The following is an 18,214-nucleotide window of genomic DNA, read 5'->3' as shown; positions in this document are numbered from 1 at the left end:
TTATTAATAAAATTATTTTTATTTTATATAATTTTAATGAATATTTTATTACATAATCATCTATGTTTAAATATTAAAATTATATAAATTAAAGAATATTTTTTATATTATAACCATTTTTTTCTTTTAAAATAAAAATAAGGAGCTAAAGCTGAAATTACCATTATAATAATGGCATATAAATAACCGTATTTCCATTTTAATTCTGGTAAAATAGAAAAATTCATACCATAATTAGATGCAACTAAAGTAGGAGGTAAAAAAATAACTGATACTAATGAAAAAATTTTTATGATCCTATTCTGTTCTATATTAATAAAACCCATTGCAGCTTGCACTAAAAAATTTACTTTTTGAAATAATGATTCATTGTGAGGTAAAAGAGATTCAATATCTCTTGAAATTTCTCTAGCTTGTTCTATTTGAATTTTTGGTAATCTAGTTTTTCTCATTAAAAAATTTACTGCTCTTTGTGTATCCATTAAACATAATCTTACTTTCCAACCAATATCTTCTAATTCAGCTAAAGTAGAAAGTGCGTTATTAAATTGATCATTTTTATGTCCTTTCATAATAATACAACTAAGAGATTCTAAATGACTATATATATTTTCTATTTCATCAGCTAACTGTTCAATTTTAGTATCTAATATATCTAATAGTAATTCATAAGGATTTCCATAAATCATGATATTATTTTTATGCATACGTATTCTATATAAACGAAAAGCAGATAACTCTTTTTCTCTTAAAGTATATAATCTACCATTTTTAATGGTAAATGCTACTGTAGTTGTACCAGCATGTTCATCTTTATTTTTATAAAAAAAGAAAGAGTGGATATGTAATCCTTCTTGATTTTCAAAAAATCTTGCTGATGCTTCTATATCTTCTAATTCTGGTCTAGTAGCTAAATTTTGTCCTAATAAACAATAAATTTTTTTTCTTTCAATACTTTCAGGTTTTATTAAATCAATCCAAATTGCATCTAAAAGATTATTATAATTATTATCTAACTTTAAATAAATTAAATGTTTATTATATATTTTATACGCATTTAACATAATAACTCCTAATTAGGATATTATTTAAATTAATATTTAAATAAATATATATATTTTTTAAGTTTTATTTTACAAATATATTTACTTTTTTATATATAAGATTGTACATAATTAGACATTATCCATTTTATTAGTGTATTATTAAATTTAATTTGTAATTTTTTATTATTTTTAATAATTTCTATTTTTAGAATAATTCCTTTACCAAAAATTTGATGATACACTATTTGGCCTATAAAATATTTTTTTTTATTTAAAATATTATTTGGTTTAAAAAAAATAGTTTTTTTTAAATAACTAATTTTTCTGATACAATTTTCTGGTAATTCATTAATAAATCTTGATGGTATAGAATTAATTTCTTTACCATATAAATAACGTTTTTTTGTATAAGTTAATGTTAATTTTTTTTTTGCTCTGGTAATACCTACATAAGCTAGACGTCTTTCTTCATTTATATTATTATTTGTAAAAGCACTTTTATTAGGAAAGATCCCTTCTTCCATCCCTATCATAAATACTTCAGAAAATTCTAATCCTTTTGATGCATGAATAGTCATCATTTGTATATAATTATTAGTATTTTTATTTATTTTATTTAAATTAATATCTTCTGTTGTCAATAATGTCTGTGAAAGAAAATCTACTAATAAAGTATTTTTAGAACATAATTTATTTGTATGTTTTAATGAAATTTTTGTAAAATAATCAGCAGCATTAATTAATTCTTTTAGATTATTTATTTTATTAAAATTTTTTTCAGAAAAACAACTTTTATTATACATTGTCCATAATCCAGAACTATTTATAGTTTCTTTAATAATTATTGGTAATGATTTATTTTTTAAATTAGTTTTTAAAGATTTAATTAATATAATAAATTTTTTTAATGCATTAAATGATGTAGTTTTTAAATATTTTTTATTTTTTAAAATATAAAGACTAGATTTCCATAATGTTAAAAAATATTTTTTAGAAACATGTTTTATTACATTTATTGTGTTATCTCCAATCCCTCTTTTAGGAATATTTATAATTCTTTCGAAAGAATTATCATCATTATAATTAGATATAAATCTTAAATATGACAAAACATCTTTTATTTCTTGACGTTCAAAAAAACGTATTCCTCCGTAAATTTTATAAGGAATACAAAATTTTAACATCATTTCTTCTAAAATACGAGATTGAACATTATTTCTATAAAGAATTGCACAACTATCTAATTTTATATTTTTATTTATAAAATTTTTATTTATATATTTTGCAATATATTGAGCCTCATCAAATTCATTTAATGCAAAATATATAGAAATAAGTTTACCATCTTCTTTTTGAGTCCATAATTTTTTTTTTAATCTAATATTATTATTAGAAATTAATTTATTTGCAGCTTTTAAAATATTTGAAGTAGAACGATAATTTTGTTCTAATAAAATTGTTTTAACATTATCAAAATCTTTTAAAAAAAGATTCATATTCTCAATTTGTGCACCTCGCCATCCATAAATTGATTGATCATCATCACCAACAAGAATAATTTTAGTATTATAATATTTATTATATAATAAAGAAATAAATTTATATTGTATATCGTTTGTATCCTGAAATTCATCAATTAAAATATTTTGAAATCTTTTTTGATATATTTTTAATATATGAGGATTATATAAAAATAATTTATACAAACATAATATTAAATCATTAAAATCAATAACTTCTATAATTTTACAATAATTTTGATATTCATCATATATTTTAAGTAAATGAATATTATTTATATTATTTCCATAAATATCATTTTTTTTTTTGTTAAAGAAATTATTTTTAAAATTATTTATATATTTTAAAATATTATCTATTGAATAATTTTTATCTTGTAAAGATAATTTTTTTAAAATTTTTTTAATTAATATTTTTTGATCAAAAGTATCTATAATTTGAAAATTTTTTGTTAATTTTGCTTCTATATAATGAATTCTCAATATATAATAAGCAAAACTATGGAATGTTCCTATCCAAATATCATTTTTTGTATAATTTTTTATTAATAATGTAATTCTATTTTTTAATTCTAATGCTGCTTTATTTGTAAAAGTTACAGCTAAAATAGACTTAGGAGAACAATTTTCTTTATAAATTAACCATGCTATTCTACGAATTAATACAAGTGTTTTACCACTACCAGCTCCAGCTAATATTAATAAATTTTTTCTAATTTCAGATACAACTTCTTTTTGTTTACTATTTAGATTTTTTAACAAATCGACGTTTTTCATGGACTGAAATACCATAATTAAAATAAAATTTATTATAATATTATTTTACCATCATAAACATAATTAGCAGTTCCTTCCATATATAAATTATTATTATTTCCTTTCCAATAAACGGTTATAATCCCTCCAGGGAGATGTACATACACTTTATTTAATAAAATATTTTTTTGAATTCCTATAGCAGCAGCAGCACAAGCACCTGAACCACAAGATTTAGTTTCTCCTACTCCTCTTTCAAAAACTCTTATTTTAATGTTATTAATATTTAAATATTGCATAAAACCTACATTAATTTTTTTTGGAAATAATTTATGATTTTCAAAAAATGAACCTATTAATGATACTGAAGTATTAGATATATCTTTAACTTGAATAACACAATGTGGATTCCCTAAAGAAACAATACTAAAATAAATAAATCTGTTTTGAAAAAAAAGTTTATAAGTATTTTTAATACTATTAGTAATAAATGGGATTTCTTTAGGATTAAATAAAGGAACCCCCATATTTACAGAAATAATGTTATTATTCAAAAATTTTAAATATATTAAGCGATTTTTTGTACTTACACATACTTTATTTTTTAATGTTAATTTTTTTATTTTTAAATATAAGGCAAAACAACGTGCTCCATTACCACATTGTTCTACTTCATTCCCATTAGCATTAAAAATTCTATAATGAAAATCAATATTTTTATTTAATGATAATTCTACTAATAATAATTGATCAAATCCTATACCTAAATATCTATTAGATAATTTTTGTATTATTTTTTTTTTTAAAACAAAATTTTTTTTAATATTATTTATAATAACGAAATCGTTACTTAATGCATGCATTTTAGTAAATTTTATTTTCATATAAAATATTATAAATTATAAAATTAAATTTTCAAAAAAAAAAAATAAATTTATATTAAAATTTATTTTTTTTATTTATTACAGATACTGTAAAATTTTTATTTCCTATTATTACTATATCTGCACATTTTTGTGTAAATAAACCAACTGTTACAATTCCAGGAATATTATTTATATATTTTTCAATTTTAACTGGATTCTCTAAATTTAAATTATATACATCTAATATTAAATTACCATGTTCTGTAATTGTATTTATACGAAGTTTTGCAATAGCTCCTATGTAAGATAATTTTTCAATAATAAAATTTTTTGCTAAAGGTATAATTTCTATAGGAACAGGATGTATACCTAAATATTTTACATATTTAGATTCATCAATAATACAGATGAATGTTTTTGATAAATTTGATATAATTTTTTCGTTAGTTAATGCAGCTCCTCCTCCTTTTATCATTTGCATTTTATAATTAATTTCGTCAGCACTATCAAAATATATACTAATTTTTTTTATTTCATTAATATTTAAAATATTAAAATTATATTTTTTTAATTTTTTTGTAGAATTTTCAGAAGCAGATACTATTCCTTTAATATTATGTTTTTCAGTAGATAAAATGTCAATGAAATGGGATATTGTAGTTCCTGAACCAATACCAATAATATTGTTATTTTTAATATATTTTATTGCAAATTTAGCTGCAATATTTTTTAATTTATTAAACATACATATTTATATCTTTATATAAGATAAGATTTATATTATATTAAGTATAATAATTTGTAAAAAATTATTATATTTTAATTGTTTAAAATTTTTTAAAATGTAAATTTATTATATATTTTGTATTTTAACAAAATACTTCATATAATTATATAAAATTATAAATACTAATATAAATTTATTATTACTAATAATAATTTATTTAAATTTATTAATTTTATATAAATTTTATTTAATAAATCATATTATGAGATTTTTTATGAAAAAATTAAAAAAAATTTTTTGTATACTTTTTTTTATTAGTTTAATAACTATAACATATAAAAATGTTAATGCTAAATTATTACCTTTAAATTTAACGAAAAAATATAGTAATCAATCATTACCAAGTTTATCTAAAATATTATTAAAAGTAATACCTTCTGTTGTTAGTATTAATGTACAAGGAAGTACTTTTATAACACAATTTCAATTACCTTTTAAAATACAAGAATATTTAAACAAAAATTTTTCATTATGTAAAGAAGGTTCCCCATATGAAAATACTCCTATTTGTGGAAATAATAATAATATTCTTGAACAAAAATTTCATTCAATTGGATCTGGTGTAATTATAAATTCGAAAAAAGGTTTTATTATTACTAATAATCATGTTATTGATCATGCTAATTATATTTCAGTAGAATTAAATAATGGAAAAACTTATGAAGCTAAAGTTATAGGAAAAGATCCACAAACAGATATAGCTTTAATACAAATTAAAGATAAAACAGAAAATTTAAAAAGTATTAAAATAGCTAATTCTGATAATTTAAAAGTTGGTGATTATACTATAGCAATAGGTAATCCATATGGTTTAGGAGAAACTGTTACATCAGGAATTATATCTGGATTAGGACGAACAGGGCTTAATATTGAAAATTTTGAAAATTTTATTCAAACAGATGCTGCAATTAATAGAGGTAGTTCTGGAGGTGCATTAGTTAATTTAAATGGAGATTTAATTGGAATAAATACTGCTATTTTAACTCCTAATGAAGGTAATATTGGAATTGGCTTTGCTATACCTAGCAATACTATTAATAATTTAATTAAACAATTTATTAAATTTGGTAAAGTTAAAAGAGGTTCTTTAGGAATTTATGGAATAGATCTTGATTCTCACATAGCTAAAGCTATGCATGCTTCTAATGTAAGTAAAGGTATTTTTATAAGAAAAACTGAATCATTTAAAAACAATAAATTACAACCTGGTGATATTATTGTTACATTAAATGGTAAAAAAATACATAGTTTTACTTTATTAAAAGCAAAAATAAGTACCCTAATGAGGGGTACAATTATTCGATTAGGAATTATAAGAAAAGGTTTTTTTAAAAAAATAAATATAAAATTAAATGATTATTGTAATAATTATTCTGAAAAACATATTATGTATTATGGAATAGAAGGAGGATATTTAAATAATATTATTTTAAAAAAAGAAATTTTCTTTTTCAAAAAATTTAAAAAAAATGCAGTAAAAGTTGTAAAAGTAATTCCTAATTCTCCAGCAGCAATGATAGGTTTAAAAAAAGGTGATATAATATTATCTATTAATAAGAAACGTACAAAAAATATACAAGATGTTAAGGAAATTTTAGATCAACATCCAATATTAATTCTCTTATATATTATTAGAGGAGAAGAAAGATTTTATCTACTTAATTAATTAAAAAAAAATATAAATTTAATTGAAATAAATTTTAAAATATAACATAATAATTAAAATGATAATGGCCCTTTAGCTCAGTGGTTAGAGCAAACGACTCATAATCGTTAGGTCGTTGGTTCAAATCCAACAAGGGCCAGTTTTTATTAAAATATATATTTTTTTGTTCATGTTAATTTTAAGTAAATTAATACTAATTTTAATGTAATTTTTAATTCAATTAAAATTAATTTTTATTTAAATTTTAAAATTAGGAAAATATGTTAGAAATCCATTTAATACTAAATAAATTAAAAGAAATAAAAAAAAAAAACATTTTTATTAGGGGGTTTCTTTAATTATTCAAAATATCAAAAAAAATTATTAATAATAAAAAATAAACTAAATAATCCTAATATTTGGAATGATTTTTATCATATACTTTCTTTAAATAAAAAAAAAACAAATATAGAAAATTTATTATCATCATTAGATGATATTAATCAAGAAATTATTGATATTAATGAATTAATTAATTTAGCTATTAATACTAATGATAAAAAAATATTAAAAGAATCTATAAAAATATTATTTAATATAAAAAATAAAATAAATATTTTAGAATTAAAAAAAATTTTTGTAAAAAAAAATGATGGAAAAAATTGTTTTATTGATATACAGGCTGGATCTGGTGGGATAGATTCTCAAGATTGGGCAAAAATAATAATGAGAATGTATATAAAATGGGCAGAAAAAAAAAAATTTCAGGTAAATGTAGTAAATAAATCTCCTGGAGATATTATAGGAGGAATAAAATCATCCACATTACATATTATTGGACATTATGCTTTTGGATGGTTACGTACTGAAAATGGTATTCATCGTTTAGTTAGAAAAAGTCCTTTTAATTCATCAAAAAGAAGACATACATCTTTTGTATCAACATTTATATATCCAGAAATTCAAGAAAATATTAATATGTCTATTAATTTAGAAGATTTACGTATTGATGTATATCGGTCTTCTGGAGCAGGAGGACAACATGTAAATCGTACTGAATCTGCTGTACGTATTACACATATTCCAACTGGATTAGTAACACAATGTCAAAATAATAGATCACAACATAAAAATAAAGATCAAGCTATGAAACAAATAAAATTTAAATTATATGAATTACAAAATAAAAAAAAACAAAAAAAACAAAAAAAAATAGAAAAAAAAAAATTTAATATTAGTTGGGGGTATCAAATACGTTCTTATATATTAGATAACTCAAGAATTAAAGATATAAGAACAGGAATTGAAATTAATGATATACAATCAGTACTTGATGGTAATTTAGATAAATTTATTCAAGCTAGTTTAAAATTAGGTTTATAAATATAGGATTATTTATTATGTCTGAAAATAAAAAGAAATTTAATAATAATATTAAAAATATTAATAATAATGAAATAAAATTTCGACATAAAAAATTAAAAGAATTAAGAAACAATAATAATATAGTTTTTCCTAATAATTTTAAAATTAATATTTCATTAAATGAAATATATAAAAAATATGGTCATAAAAATCATTTTCTAAAAAAAAAATTATTTCATATTGCTGGACGTATAGTAAATTTAAGAATTATGGGTAAAGCTTCTTTTATTAATATTCAAGACTATCATGGAAAAATACAAATTTACATTTCTCAAAATGGAATTTCTTTAAAAGAATATAAAAAATTTTTAGCAAAATATGATCTTGGAGATATTGTAGGTATAATTGGTTATGTTTTTAAAACTAAAACAAATATTTTATCTATTTTGTGTCAAAAAATCTATTTATTAACCAAAGCAATTCGCCCACTACCTGATAAATATCATGGTTTACAAAATAAAGAGATAAAATATAGAAAAAGATATTTAGATCTAATTGTTAATAAAAAAACACGTAATATTTTTAAAAAAAGATCTCAAATTATACTAAATATTCGTAATTTTATGCATAAACAAGATTTTATTGAAGTAGAAACACCTATGATGCATAATATTCCTGGAGGCGCTTTAGCAAGACCATTTATAACATATCATAATACTTATAATAAAAATATATATCTACGAATTGCTCCTGAACTTTATTTAAAACGTCTTATAATCGGTGGTTTTAATAAAATTTTTGAAATTAATAGAAATTTTAGAAATGAAGGAATTTCAACTCAACATAATCCTGAATTTACTATGATGGAGTTATATATAACATATTCTGATTATCAAGATTTAATGATTTTATTTGAAAAATTGTTTAAAACAATATATAAAACAATATTTAAAAATTATTTTTTAAAATATAATAATCATATTTTTGATTTAAATAAAAAATTTAAAAAATTAACTATGAAAGAATCTATTATATATTTTTATCCTAATTTTTCTTTAGAAAATTTAGAAAATACTAAAAAATTAATACAAATTGCTGATTTATTAAAAGTTAAAATAAATAAAAATTGGAGTCAAGGTAAAATTATTTCTGAAATTTTTGAAGTAAAAATTTCAGATAAGATTATAGAACCAACATTTATTACAGAATATCCTATTGAAATTTCTCCATTATCAAGAAATAATAATTTAAATCCTTTATTTGCTGATAGATTTGAATTTTTTATTTGTGGAATGGAAATAGCTAATGGTTTTTCTGAACTTAATGATCCTGAAGAACAAAAAAAAAGATTTCAAGAACAACAAAATTTAAAAGATATAAATAGTGATAAAAACATTAATAAAAATTTTTATGATCAAGATTATATAGAAGCATTAGAACATGGATTACCGCCTACAGCTGGGTTAGGTATAGGTATAGATAGACTAATTATGTTATTTACTAATACAAAATCAATTAGAGACGTAATTTTATTTCCAATGTTAAGGTCTATTTAATAGACTTATTATTTTTTCAGATTTTTTAACTAAAGATATAAAGTTATTTATTTCTAAAGATGCTTTGCCTATTAAAAATCCATTAATATTATTTGTTTTAAAAAAAGTTTCTATGTTAGAATAATTAACAGATCCACCATATAAAAAATGTATATTTTTTGCTACTTCATCATTTAATGATGATATATATTTTTTTATAAATAAAATAATTTTTTGTATTTTATAAATATTAGCGCTTTTTCCTGATCCAATAGCCCAAATAGGTTCATAAGCTATGATTGTGTTATTAAAAATATTAATATTACTATTTTTAATTATATCATTAATTTGTTGAATACAAACTTTTTCTGTTTGATTTTGTTTTTTTTGTTTTTTTGTTTCTCCTAAACATAAAATTGGAATTAAGCCATTATTTTTAATTAAAATAAATTTTTTAGATATTAAATCATTATTTTCATTATGATATAATCTTCTTTCGGAATGTCCAATTATAATATATTTAACACCAACATCCTTTAACATACTAATTGATGTTTCACCCGTAAAAGATCCCTTTACATGAATATCAACATCTTGTGCTGTTAAAGATATAGATGTATTTTTTAAAAAATTTTTTATATGATTTATATAAATATAAGGAGGAGCTATAGATAAATTACAAAAAGATAATGAATTATTTATATTTTCTTTAATTAAATTAATATTTTTATTAATAAATTTTAAATTACCATTTAATTTCCAATTAGCAATAATTAAAAATTTTTTCATCTTTATCCTCTCTATAATAAATTATTTTACCAATATCTTTCAGATGTTATATTACCATTTTGATTTTTTAAATTTTTAGAAAAACCTCTATTTTTTTCTAAAAAATTTTGTGTTTGTTGTATCATTTCTGGATGACCACATAACATTATGTGACTATTTCTAGGACTAATTTTTATTCCAATTTTTTTTTCTAGTTGTCCATTTTTAATTAAATTAGGAATATAACCATATAAAAAATTATTAATATTAGTATTTCTAGTTAAAATAATTTGAACAATTAATTTATTATAATAATTTTTTTCTATACTTTTAACTAAATTTAAATAATTAAAATCTTCTATGTATCTAATAGAATGTATTAAAATTATTTTTGCAAATTTTTTAAAACAAACTTTATCCTGCAATATTGAAAGATAAGGACCGATACCAGTACCTGTTGATAACATCCATAAATTTTTACAAGATTGAATATTATTTAAAATAAAAGTACCTGATGAATTTTTAGAAATAAAAATTTTATCATTAATTTTTAAATTATATAAATATGGACTTAATTTTCCTTTTTTAATATTAGAAATATAAAATTCATAATTTTGATTATTTGGGGAATTGATATAAGAATATGCTCTTTGTATCTTTTTACCATTAATATCTAATGCTAATTTGGTAAATTGACCTGCAGAAAAATTATTAATTTTTGCATTTATAATAATACTAAATAAATTTTCTGTCCAGTATTTTATTTTTTTTATTTTGCCAATACTCCATTCTGTCATGTTTTACCTTTTATTTAATATAATAATATTATTAAAAAAATATATCATAAATAATATATATCATATATATTATATAAAAAATTAATAAATAAAAATTTTTTATTAAATTTTAGAAATATTTTTGTAAAATTTAATTTTTTTATTAATCTTGTTTATAAAAAATATTATTAATTTAAATATTTATTTATATAAATTTTTATTGAATCAATTATAGTAATAATTTACTATTAGATAATATTAGATATATTTTTTATATTAATATGAAAAGGGGTGTAGTTTAATTGGTAGAATATTGGTCTCCAAAACCAATGGTTGAGGGTTCAAATCCCTCCACCCCTGAAAATATAAATATATTTTATATTAAAATTTAAATAATTTTCTAAAAGTTTATAGCATATCAAATAAAATAAAAAAACCATATTTTTAAAACTTCAATAAATTACGTTGAATTATGCATATTATCTAATAAAATGAAAGAGGTTTAAATATGAATGGAGCACAATGTATAATTCAAGAATTAAAAAACCAAAATGTTAAAACAGTATTTGGGTATCCTGGTGGAGCTATTATGCCTCTTTATGATGCATTATATGATGGCAATATTGAACATGTTTTATGTAGGCATGAACAAGGAGCTGCTATAGCTGCGATTGGATATGCTAGAGTAACTGGAAAAGTAGGAGTTTGTATTGCTACTTCTGGACCAGGTGCTACTAATTTAATTACAGGAATTGCTGATGCTATGGTAGATTCTGTACCTATTATTGCTATTACAGGACAGGTTTCACTTTCATTAATTGGTACTGATGCTTTTCAAGAAATTGATATTATAGGTATGTCTTTATCATGTACTAAACATAGTTTTTTAATTACTTCATCACTAGATTTATCTTCAACAATACAAAAAGCATTTTTTATAGCATTATCTAATAGACCTGGACCTGTATTAATAGATATACCTAAAGATATACAATTATCTAATTTACCAAAAATTATTAAATCAAAAAATAAAAAAAAATTTTTTATTGAAAAATTAAAATTTTCAAAAAAAAAAATTATTAAAGCTAATTACTTATTAAAAAAATCTAATATGCCTATATTATATATAGGTGGTGGTGTTAATATAGGTAATGCAGTTAAAACATTAAGAAAATTTGTTAAAAATTCTAAAATACCTACAGTTGTAACTTTAAAAGCTTTAGGAACTATAGATAATAATGATCCATATTATTTAGGAATGTTAGGTATGCATGGAAGTAAAGCGGCTAACTATATTGTACAAAAATGTGATTTATTAATAGCTATTGGTGCTAGATTTGATGATAGAGTAACAGGAAATATAAAAAAATTTGCACCTTCTGCAAATATTATTCATATGGATATAGATCCAGCTGAAATTAATAAAATTTGTAAAGTACAAGTTGAATTATTAGGAAATTTAAATAGTTTAATTCCATTATTGGAAATACCTCAAAATATATTAAAATGGCAAAATTATATAAAAAAAATTAAAAAAAAATATTCTTATAAATATAACTTATTTATAAAAAATAATAAAATTTACGCTCCTTTTTTACTTAAAAATTTATCAGATATTAAAAATAAAAATAAAAATAAAAATACTATTATTACTACTGATGTAGGACAACATCAAATGTGGGTAGCTCAACATATAACTTTTTCTAATCCTAAAAATTTTATTACTTCTGCTGGATTAGGAACAATGGGTTTTGGCTTACCTGCTGCTATTGGAGCTCAAATTGCTAAACCTCATAACAATGTAATATGTATTACAGGAGATGGTTCATTTATAATGAATATTCAAGAATTAAGTACAATTAAAAGAAAAAAATTACCTATAAAAATTATATTATTAGATAATAAAAGATTAGGTATGGTAAGACAATGGCAACAACTTTTTTTCAGTAAAAGATATAGTGAAACTACTTTATATGATAATCCAGATTTTATAAAATTAGCTCAATCTTTTGGGATATCAGGACATAGTATTAGTTGTACAAATGAAGTTGAAAAAAGTTTAAAAAAAATTTTTTTTATAAATAAATCTTATATATTACATGTTTCTATTAATGAATATGATAATGTTTGGCCCTTAGTTCCTCCAGGATATAGTAACGATAATATGATGGAGAAAGATTAATGAAAAAATATAAATTATTTATTAAAACAAACATTAGTCCTGACATTAGTGAAAGAATAATAAGAATTATTCGTCATAGAGGATTTTTAATTAAAACAATAAATATTGATGTAGTAAATAAATTAAAAAATATTAATTTTAAATTAATAGTAAAAAGTTATAAATCTATTAATTTTTTAGTTAATCAAATTAAAAAATTAATAGATGTATTAGATGTAGTTATAATATCATAAATTTTATGATAACATTATTTTTACATATAATAAGGAAATATAATAATGTCTATAAAAAAGGCAAATTTTATTTGGCTAAATGGTGATATTATAAAATGGGAAGATGCTAAAATTAGTGTTATGACTCATGCATTACATTATGGAACATCTGTTTTTGAAGGAATGAGATGTTACAAATCATATAAAGGACCTGCTATTTTTCGTCATAAAGATCATATTACTCGTTTATATAATTCTGCTAAAATTTATCGCTTTCCGTTAAAATTTACTATAAAAGAAATAATGAATGCTGTTCATATATTAATTAATATTAATAATCTTAATGAGGCTTATATTAGAATTTTAGTATTTATAGGAGATGTAGGATTAGGTATCACTCCTCCTAAAAATTATTATACAGATATAATGATTAGCACATTTCCATGGAAAAATTATCTTGGTAATAATGCAAAAAAAAATGGTATTCATACTATGATATCTTCTTGGAATAGAATGAAACCTAATACGATACCTAGTTTAGCTAAAGCAGGTGGTAATTATTTATCATCTTTATTAATTGGAAGTGAAGCACGTCGTAATGGATACGATGAAGGTATCGCTTTAGATAGTTTAGGTTTTGTTTCAGAAGGAGCTGGAGAAAATATATTTAAAATTAAAAATAATATTTTATTTACTCCTCCAATTACTTCATCTATCCTTCCAGGAATTACTAGAGATTCAGTTTTAAAAATAGCAAAAAATTTAAATTTCAAAATTAAAGAATGTTTAATATTAAGAGAATCTTTATATTTAGCTGATGAAATATTTTTAACAGGAACAGCAGCTGAAATTACTCCTGTTTGTAGTATAGATAATATATTAATTAATAATGGGAAAAGAGGGGAAATTACAAAAAATATACAAAAAGAATTTTTATATTTACTTAAAGGAAAAATAAAAGATAAATGGAATTGGTTAGATCATATTAAAAAATAATAGTTTTATACTAATTTTAAAAGAAGAATAATATTATGCCTAATTATCGTTCATTTACTACAACAAAAGGCCGTAATATGGCTGGATCAAGAGCTCTTTGGAGAGCTACAGGTATGAATGATGAAGATTTTAATAAACCTATTATCGCAATAGTTAATTCTTTTTCAGAATTTGTGCCTGGACATATACATTTACGAACATTAAGCAAAATTATTGCTAATGAAATCAAAAAGAATGGAGGAGTACCAAAAGAATTTAATACTATAGCAATAGATGATGGTATTGCTATGGGACATAATGGTATGTTATATTCCCTACCTTCTAGAGAACTTATTGCTGATTCTGTAGAATATGTTATAAATGCACATTGTGTTGATTCTATGATTTGTATATCTAATTGTGATAAAATTACTCCAGGAATGTTAATGGCTAGTTTACGATTAAATATACCTACCGTATTTATATCTGGTGGTCCAATGGAAACTGGTAAAATTAATATAAAAGGAACTACAAAAATTAAAAAAATTGATTTAGTAGATGCTATGGTTGAATCGGGAATATCAGAAAAATCAAAAGAATATATAAAAAATATTGAATTAAATGCATGTCCTACTTGTGGTTCTTGTTCTGGAATGTTTACAGCTAATTCTATGAATTGTATAGTAGAAGCTTTAGGTTTAGCATTACCTGGAAACGGATCATTATTATCTACACATATTAATCGTAAAAAATTATGTATAAAATCTGCTCATAAAATAGTAGAAATTACAAAAAAATATTATTTAAAAAATAAAATTAATTTTTTACCAAAAAATATTGTTAATCAAAAAGCATTTGAAAATGCAACAATGTTAGATATTGCAATGGGTGGATCAACAAATACAATATTACATATGTTAGCTTTATCACAAGAAACTAAAGTATCATTTAATTTAAAAAAAATTGATCAATTATCAAAAAAAACACCATGGTTATGTATGATTTCTCCAAGTACAAATAAATTTTATATGGAAGATTTTCATAGAGCAGGTGGAGTTATTGGAATTTTAGGAGAATTAAATAAAATAGGATTAATAAATAAAGATGCTAAAAATATATTAGGTTTAACAATAGAAGAAACAATTAATAAATATGATATAACAATTACAAAAAATATAAAAATAAAAAACTATTATCAATCAGCTCCTGGTAATATAAAAACAATATATCCTTTTTCGCAAAATAAAATGTGGGATAATTTAGATATTAATCGGGAAAAAGGTTGTATACGTTCATATAAATATGCATTTAGTAAAGATGGAGGATTAGCAGTTTTATATGGTAATCTTTCTAAAGATGGATGTGTTGTAAAAACTGCTAGTGTAAATAAAAAACTACTCATTTTTAAAGGAAAAGCAAAAGTATTTGATAGTCAAGAATCAGCAGTACATGCAATTTTAAATAAAAAAATTTTTCCTGGAGATGTTATTATAATAAGATATGAGGGACCTAAAGGAGGTCCAGGTATGCAAGAAATGTTATATCCTACATCTTATTTAAAATCAATGAAATTAAATAATACTTGTGCTTTAATTACTGATGGAAGATTTTCTGGAGGTACTTCTGGATTATCTATAGGTCATATTTCTCCTGAAGCTGCAAGTAAAGGAACTATAGCTTTAGTCAAAAATGGAGATATTATTAACATTAATATTCCAAAAAGATCTATAAATTTAGATATTTCATCTTATGAATTAAATAATAGAAGAAATGAAGAAAAAAACAGAGGTAATTTAGCATATACACCTTTATTAAAAAGAAAAAGAAAAATTTCTTTTGCACTTAAAGCATATGCTTGTTTAGTTACTAGTGCTGATAAAGGAGCAGTAAGAGATAAAGATAAATTAAATTAAATTAATAATAAACTCTTTTTTATTAAAAAAAGATTATTAAAATTTAAACTTTAAAATAAAATATTTTTTTATCAAAAAATTAATTATATGTTACAACAATAAGAAAATAACTTTAATATAAAATATATATCAGTTTCTTAATTCAATAATAAAATAATATTTATTCAGATTTGATAAATTTTTTATCAAAATATTTATTAAACTAATTAAATATTATTTTTATTTTTATTATAATAAAGGATTACTAAATGAATAATTATTTTAATAATTTAAATTTTCGTAAAAAATTAAAAAATTTACAAAAATGTAGATTAATGAGATTTGAAGAATTTATAGAAGGTATAAAATATTTAAAAAATAAAAATATTGTTATTATAGGTTGTGGATCTCAAGGATTAAATCAAGGATTAAATATGAGAGATTCTGGACTAAATATTTCCTATGCATTAAAAAAAGAATCTATAAAAAATAAAAATTTATCTTGGCAAAGAGCATATAAAAATAATTTTCGTATTGGTTCTTATAAGGAATTAATACCTGAGGCAGATTTAATAATTAATTTAACTCCTGATAATAACCATCATAATGTTTTACAAAATATTAAATATTTAATAAAAAAAGGAGCTACATTAGGATATTCTCATGGTTTTAATATTATTGAAGAGGGAGAAAATATCCCTAAAGATATTACTGTAATTATGGTAGCTCCTAAATGTCCTGGTACTGAAGTAAGAGAAGAATTTACAAGAAATTTTGGTGTACCAGCTTTAATAGCTGTTCATCAAAATAGTAAAAATTATAATATTAATGGATTTAATATAGCTAAATCATGGGCTTTTTCAATTGGAAGTCATAAAGCTGGTGTATTAGAATCATCTTTTTCTGCTGAGGTAAAATCAGATTTAATGGGAGAACAAACAGTATTATGTGGTATGTTACAAACAACATCTATTTTATTATTTGATAAATTATTAAAATTAAATATTGATCCATTATATGCTTCACAATTAATTCAATTTGGGTGGGAATATATTACAGAATCTTTAAAACAGGGAGGAATTAGTTTAATGATGGATAGATTAAATAATATTAGTAAAATACGTGCTTATGAATTATCATTAATTTTAAAAAAAAAATTAAAACCTTTATTTACATTACATATTGATAATATAATTTCAGGTAAATTTGCTAAAGAACTTATGGAAGATTGGAAGAATAATAATATTAATTTAATAAAATGGAGAAAAATATACAAAAATAATAATTTTGAAAATACTAAAAATATTAAAAATAATAATATAGAAGAACAGGAATATTTTGATAAAGGAATTATAATGATTGCTATTATTAAAAGTAGTATTGAATTATCATTTGAATTAATGATAGAATCTGGTATATCTGCTGCATCAGCATATTATGAATCATTACATGAATTACCTTTAATAGCTAATACTATTGCAAGAAAAAAATTATATGAAATGAATAAAGTAATATCAAATACAGCTGAATATGGTAGTTATTTATTTTCTAATAATGCTATCCCGTTATTAAAAAATTTTATCAATAATCTTACATCAGAAGACTTAGGTATTGTAAAAATAAAAAATAAATTTATTAACAATAAATATTTACGTGATTTAGATTATAATATTAGAAATCATCCTATTGAAAAAGTAGGTTATATTTTAAGAAATTACATGATTCATATGAAATCTTTAACTAATATTAAAAAATAAAAGAGTTACTCTCTTTTTATTAAATAAAGAGAGTAATTTATTTTAAATCTTATTTAAAATTAATAATAAGTGATTTTTTTTATTTTAAAAAAATTATTATTTAATTATAAATTTTATTTTATTATATAAAAT

General features: G+C 20.6%; 14 protein-coding genes and 2 tRNA genes. 10 read left to right on the top strand and 6 right to left on the bottom strand.

Translation table 11 applies throughout. The annotated features are described in order from the left end of the window. Positions 1-107: 107 nt before the first annotated feature. From corA to rpiA, 4 genes are all read right to left on the bottom strand, one after another. A complete protein-coding gene (gene corA / locus GJU00_RS00985) occupies positions 108-1,064 on the bottom strand; it encodes a magnesium/cobalt transporter CorA (protein ID WP_168893457.1) in 957 nt (318 codons plus the stop codon). A gap of 89 nt (positions 1,065-1,153) precedes the next feature. Continuing rightward, positions 1,154-3,343 (bottom strand): UvrD-helicase domain-containing protein, encoded by a 2,190-nt coding sequence (locus GJU00_RS00980; RefSeq protein ID WP_168893456.1) that lies wholly within the window; start codon positions 3,341-3,343, stop codon positions 1,154-1,156. Positions 3,344-3,375: 32 nt separating this feature from the next. Continuing rightward, a complete protein-coding gene (gene dapF / locus GJU00_RS00975) occupies positions 3,376-4,200 on the bottom strand; it encodes a diaminopimelate epimerase (protein ID WP_168893685.1) in 825 nt (274 codons plus the stop codon). Between the two features lie 61 nt (positions 4,201-4,261). Then, positions 4,262-4,933 carry a ribose-5-phosphate isomerase RpiA gene (rpiA, locus tag GJU00_RS00970; RefSeq protein WP_168893455.1) on the bottom strand — a complete coding sequence of 224 codons (672 nt, stop codon included), beginning with the start codon at positions 4,931-4,933 and terminating at the stop codon, positions 4,262-4,264. Between the two features lie 256 nt (positions 4,934-5,189). Here rpiA and GJU00_RS00965 point away from each other — a divergent pair, with 256 nt between their 5' ends. The 4 genes from GJU00_RS00965 to lysS all read left to right on the top strand — a co-directional run bounded on the left by GJU00_RS00965 (position 5,190) and on the right by lysS (position 9,541). Beyond that, entirely contained in the window at positions 5,190-6,641 is a 1,452-nt protein-coding gene (locus GJU00_RS00965; RefSeq protein ID WP_168893454.1) for a Do family serine endopeptidase, read from the top strand. A 66-nt stretch (positions 6,642-6,707) separates the two neighbouring features. After that, positions 6,708-6,780 (top strand) — tRNA-Ile (locus GJU00_RS00960). A gap of 121 nt (positions 6,781-6,901) precedes the next feature. Next, positions 6,902-8,003, top strand: a protein-coding gene (gene prfB, locus GJU00_RS00955; RefSeq protein ID WP_425482633.1) for a peptide chain release factor 2 whose coding sequence is annotated in 2 segments (ribosomal slippage) — positions 6,902-6,967 and positions 6,969-8,003 — 1,101 coding nt in all. Because the reading frame shifts where the segments join, the coding sequence is not laid out codon by codon here. Between the two features lie 17 nt (positions 8,004-8,020). Next, complete coding sequence (gene lysS, locus GJU00_RS00950; protein ID WP_168893452.1) at positions 8,021-9,541, top strand: lysine--tRNA ligase; 1,521 nt, start codon at positions 8,021-8,023, stop codon at positions 9,539-9,541. Here the strand turns inward: lysS and tpiA are convergent. Both tpiA and GJU00_RS00940 read right to left on the bottom strand, forming a co-directional pair. Continuing rightward, positions 9,527-10,309: a triose-phosphate isomerase gene (gene tpiA / locus GJU00_RS00945; RefSeq protein WP_168893451.1), complete on the bottom strand. Its 783-nt coding sequence runs from the start codon at positions 10,307-10,309 to the stop codon at positions 9,527-9,529. The genes lysS and tpiA overlap by 15 nt on opposite strands. Before the next feature lie 26 nt (positions 10,310-10,335). Next, positions 10,336-11,085, bottom strand: a complete 750-nt coding sequence (locus GJU00_RS00940) for an FAD-binding oxidoreductase (protein WP_168893450.1) — start codon at positions 11,083-11,085, stop codon at positions 10,336-10,338. Positions 11,086-11,351: 266 nt separating this feature from the next. Between GJU00_RS00940 and GJU00_RS00935 the strand changes: the two genes are divergently transcribed. The 6 genes from GJU00_RS00935 (at position 11,352) to ilvC (ending at position 18,082) form a co-directional block, all read left to right on the top strand. Beyond that, positions 11,352-11,424 (top strand) — tRNA-Trp (locus GJU00_RS00935). A gap of 148 nt (positions 11,425-11,572) precedes the next feature. After that, positions 11,573-13,246: an acetolactate synthase 2 catalytic subunit gene (ilvG, locus tag GJU00_RS00930; protein WP_168893449.1), complete on the top strand. Its 1,674-nt coding sequence runs from the start codon at positions 11,573-11,575 to the stop codon at positions 13,244-13,246. Then, a complete protein-coding gene (ilvM, locus tag GJU00_RS00925; protein WP_168893448.1) occupies positions 13,246-13,479 on the top strand; it encodes an acetolactate synthase 2 small subunit in 234 nt (77 codons plus the stop codon). Before ilvG ends, ilvM begins: the two co-directional genes overlap by 1 nt. Positions 13,480-13,524: 45 nt before the next feature. Beyond that, positions 13,525-14,454, top strand: a complete 930-nt coding sequence (locus GJU00_RS00920; RefSeq protein ID WP_168893447.1) for a branched-chain amino acid transaminase — start codon at positions 13,525-13,527, stop codon at positions 14,452-14,454. Positions 14,455-14,489: 35 nt separating this feature from the next. After that, complete coding sequence (gene ilvD / locus GJU00_RS00915; protein ID WP_168893446.1) at positions 14,490-16,346, top strand: dihydroxy-acid dehydratase; 1,857 nt, start codon at positions 14,490-14,492, stop codon at positions 16,344-16,346. 248 nt (positions 16,347-16,594) lie between these two features. Further along, positions 16,595-18,082, top strand: coding sequence for a ketol-acid reductoisomerase (ilvC, locus tag GJU00_RS00910; protein ID WP_168893445.1), 1,488 nt, complete (start codon positions 16,595-16,597; stop codon positions 18,080-18,082). Positions 18,083-18,214 lie beyond the last annotated feature (132 nt).

The sequence above is a fragment of the Enterobacteriaceae endosymbiont of Donacia simplex genome, from assembly GCF_012568645.1.
Classification (GTDB): Bacteria; Pseudomonadota; Gammaproteobacteria; order Enterobacterales; family Enterobacteriaceae.
The sequence above is the reverse complement of the archived record's forward strand: the minus strand, read 5'-3'. Positions and strand labels throughout refer to the sequence as shown.

What these genes read in the sequence shown, in the direction of transcription:
- ilvD (WP_168893446.1), top strand. Translation starts at nt 14,490, where the DNA reads ATGCCTAATTATCGTTCATTTACTACAACAAAAGGCCGTAATATGGCT.
- lysS (WP_168893452.1), top strand. Translation starts at nt 8,021, where the DNA reads ATGTCTGAAAATAAAAAGAAATTTAATAATAATATTAAAAATATTAAT.
- GJU00_RS00920 (WP_168893447.1), top strand. Translation starts at nt 13,525, where the DNA reads ATGTCTATAAAAAAGGCAAATTTTATTTGGCTAAATGGTGATATTATA.
- GJU00_RS00980 (WP_168893456.1), bottom strand. Translation starts at nt 3,343, where the DNA reads ATGAAAAACGTCGATTTGTTAAAAAATCTAAATAGTAAACAAAAAGAA.
- ilvM (WP_168893448.1), top strand. Translation starts at nt 13,246, where the DNA reads ATGAAAAAATATAAATTATTTATTAAAACAAACATTAGTCCTGACATT.
- tpiA (WP_168893451.1), bottom strand. Translation starts at nt 10,309, where the DNA reads ATGAAAAAATTTTTAATTATTGCTAATTGGAAATTAAATGGTAATTTA.
- GJU00_RS00940 (WP_168893450.1), bottom strand. Translation starts at nt 11,085, where the DNA reads ATGACAGAATGGAGTATTGGCAAAATAAAAAAAATAAAATACTGGACA.
- ilvC (WP_168893445.1), top strand. Translation starts at nt 16,595, where the DNA reads ATGAATAATTATTTTAATAATTTAAATTTTCGTAAAAAATTAAAAAAT.
- ilvG (WP_168893449.1), top strand. Translation starts at nt 11,573, where the DNA reads ATGAATGGAGCACAATGTATAATTCAAGAATTAAAAAACCAAAATGTT.
- GJU00_RS00965 (WP_168893454.1), top strand. Translation starts at nt 5,190, where the DNA reads ATGAAAAAATTAAAAAAAATTTTTTGTATACTTTTTTTTATTAGTTTA.
- corA (WP_168893457.1), bottom strand. Translation starts at nt 1,064, where the DNA reads ATGTTAAATGCGTATAAAATATATAATAAACATTTAATTTATTTAAAG.
- rpiA (WP_168893455.1), bottom strand. Translation starts at nt 4,933, where the DNA reads ATGTTTAATAAATTAAAAAATATTGCAGCTAAATTTGCAATAAAATAT.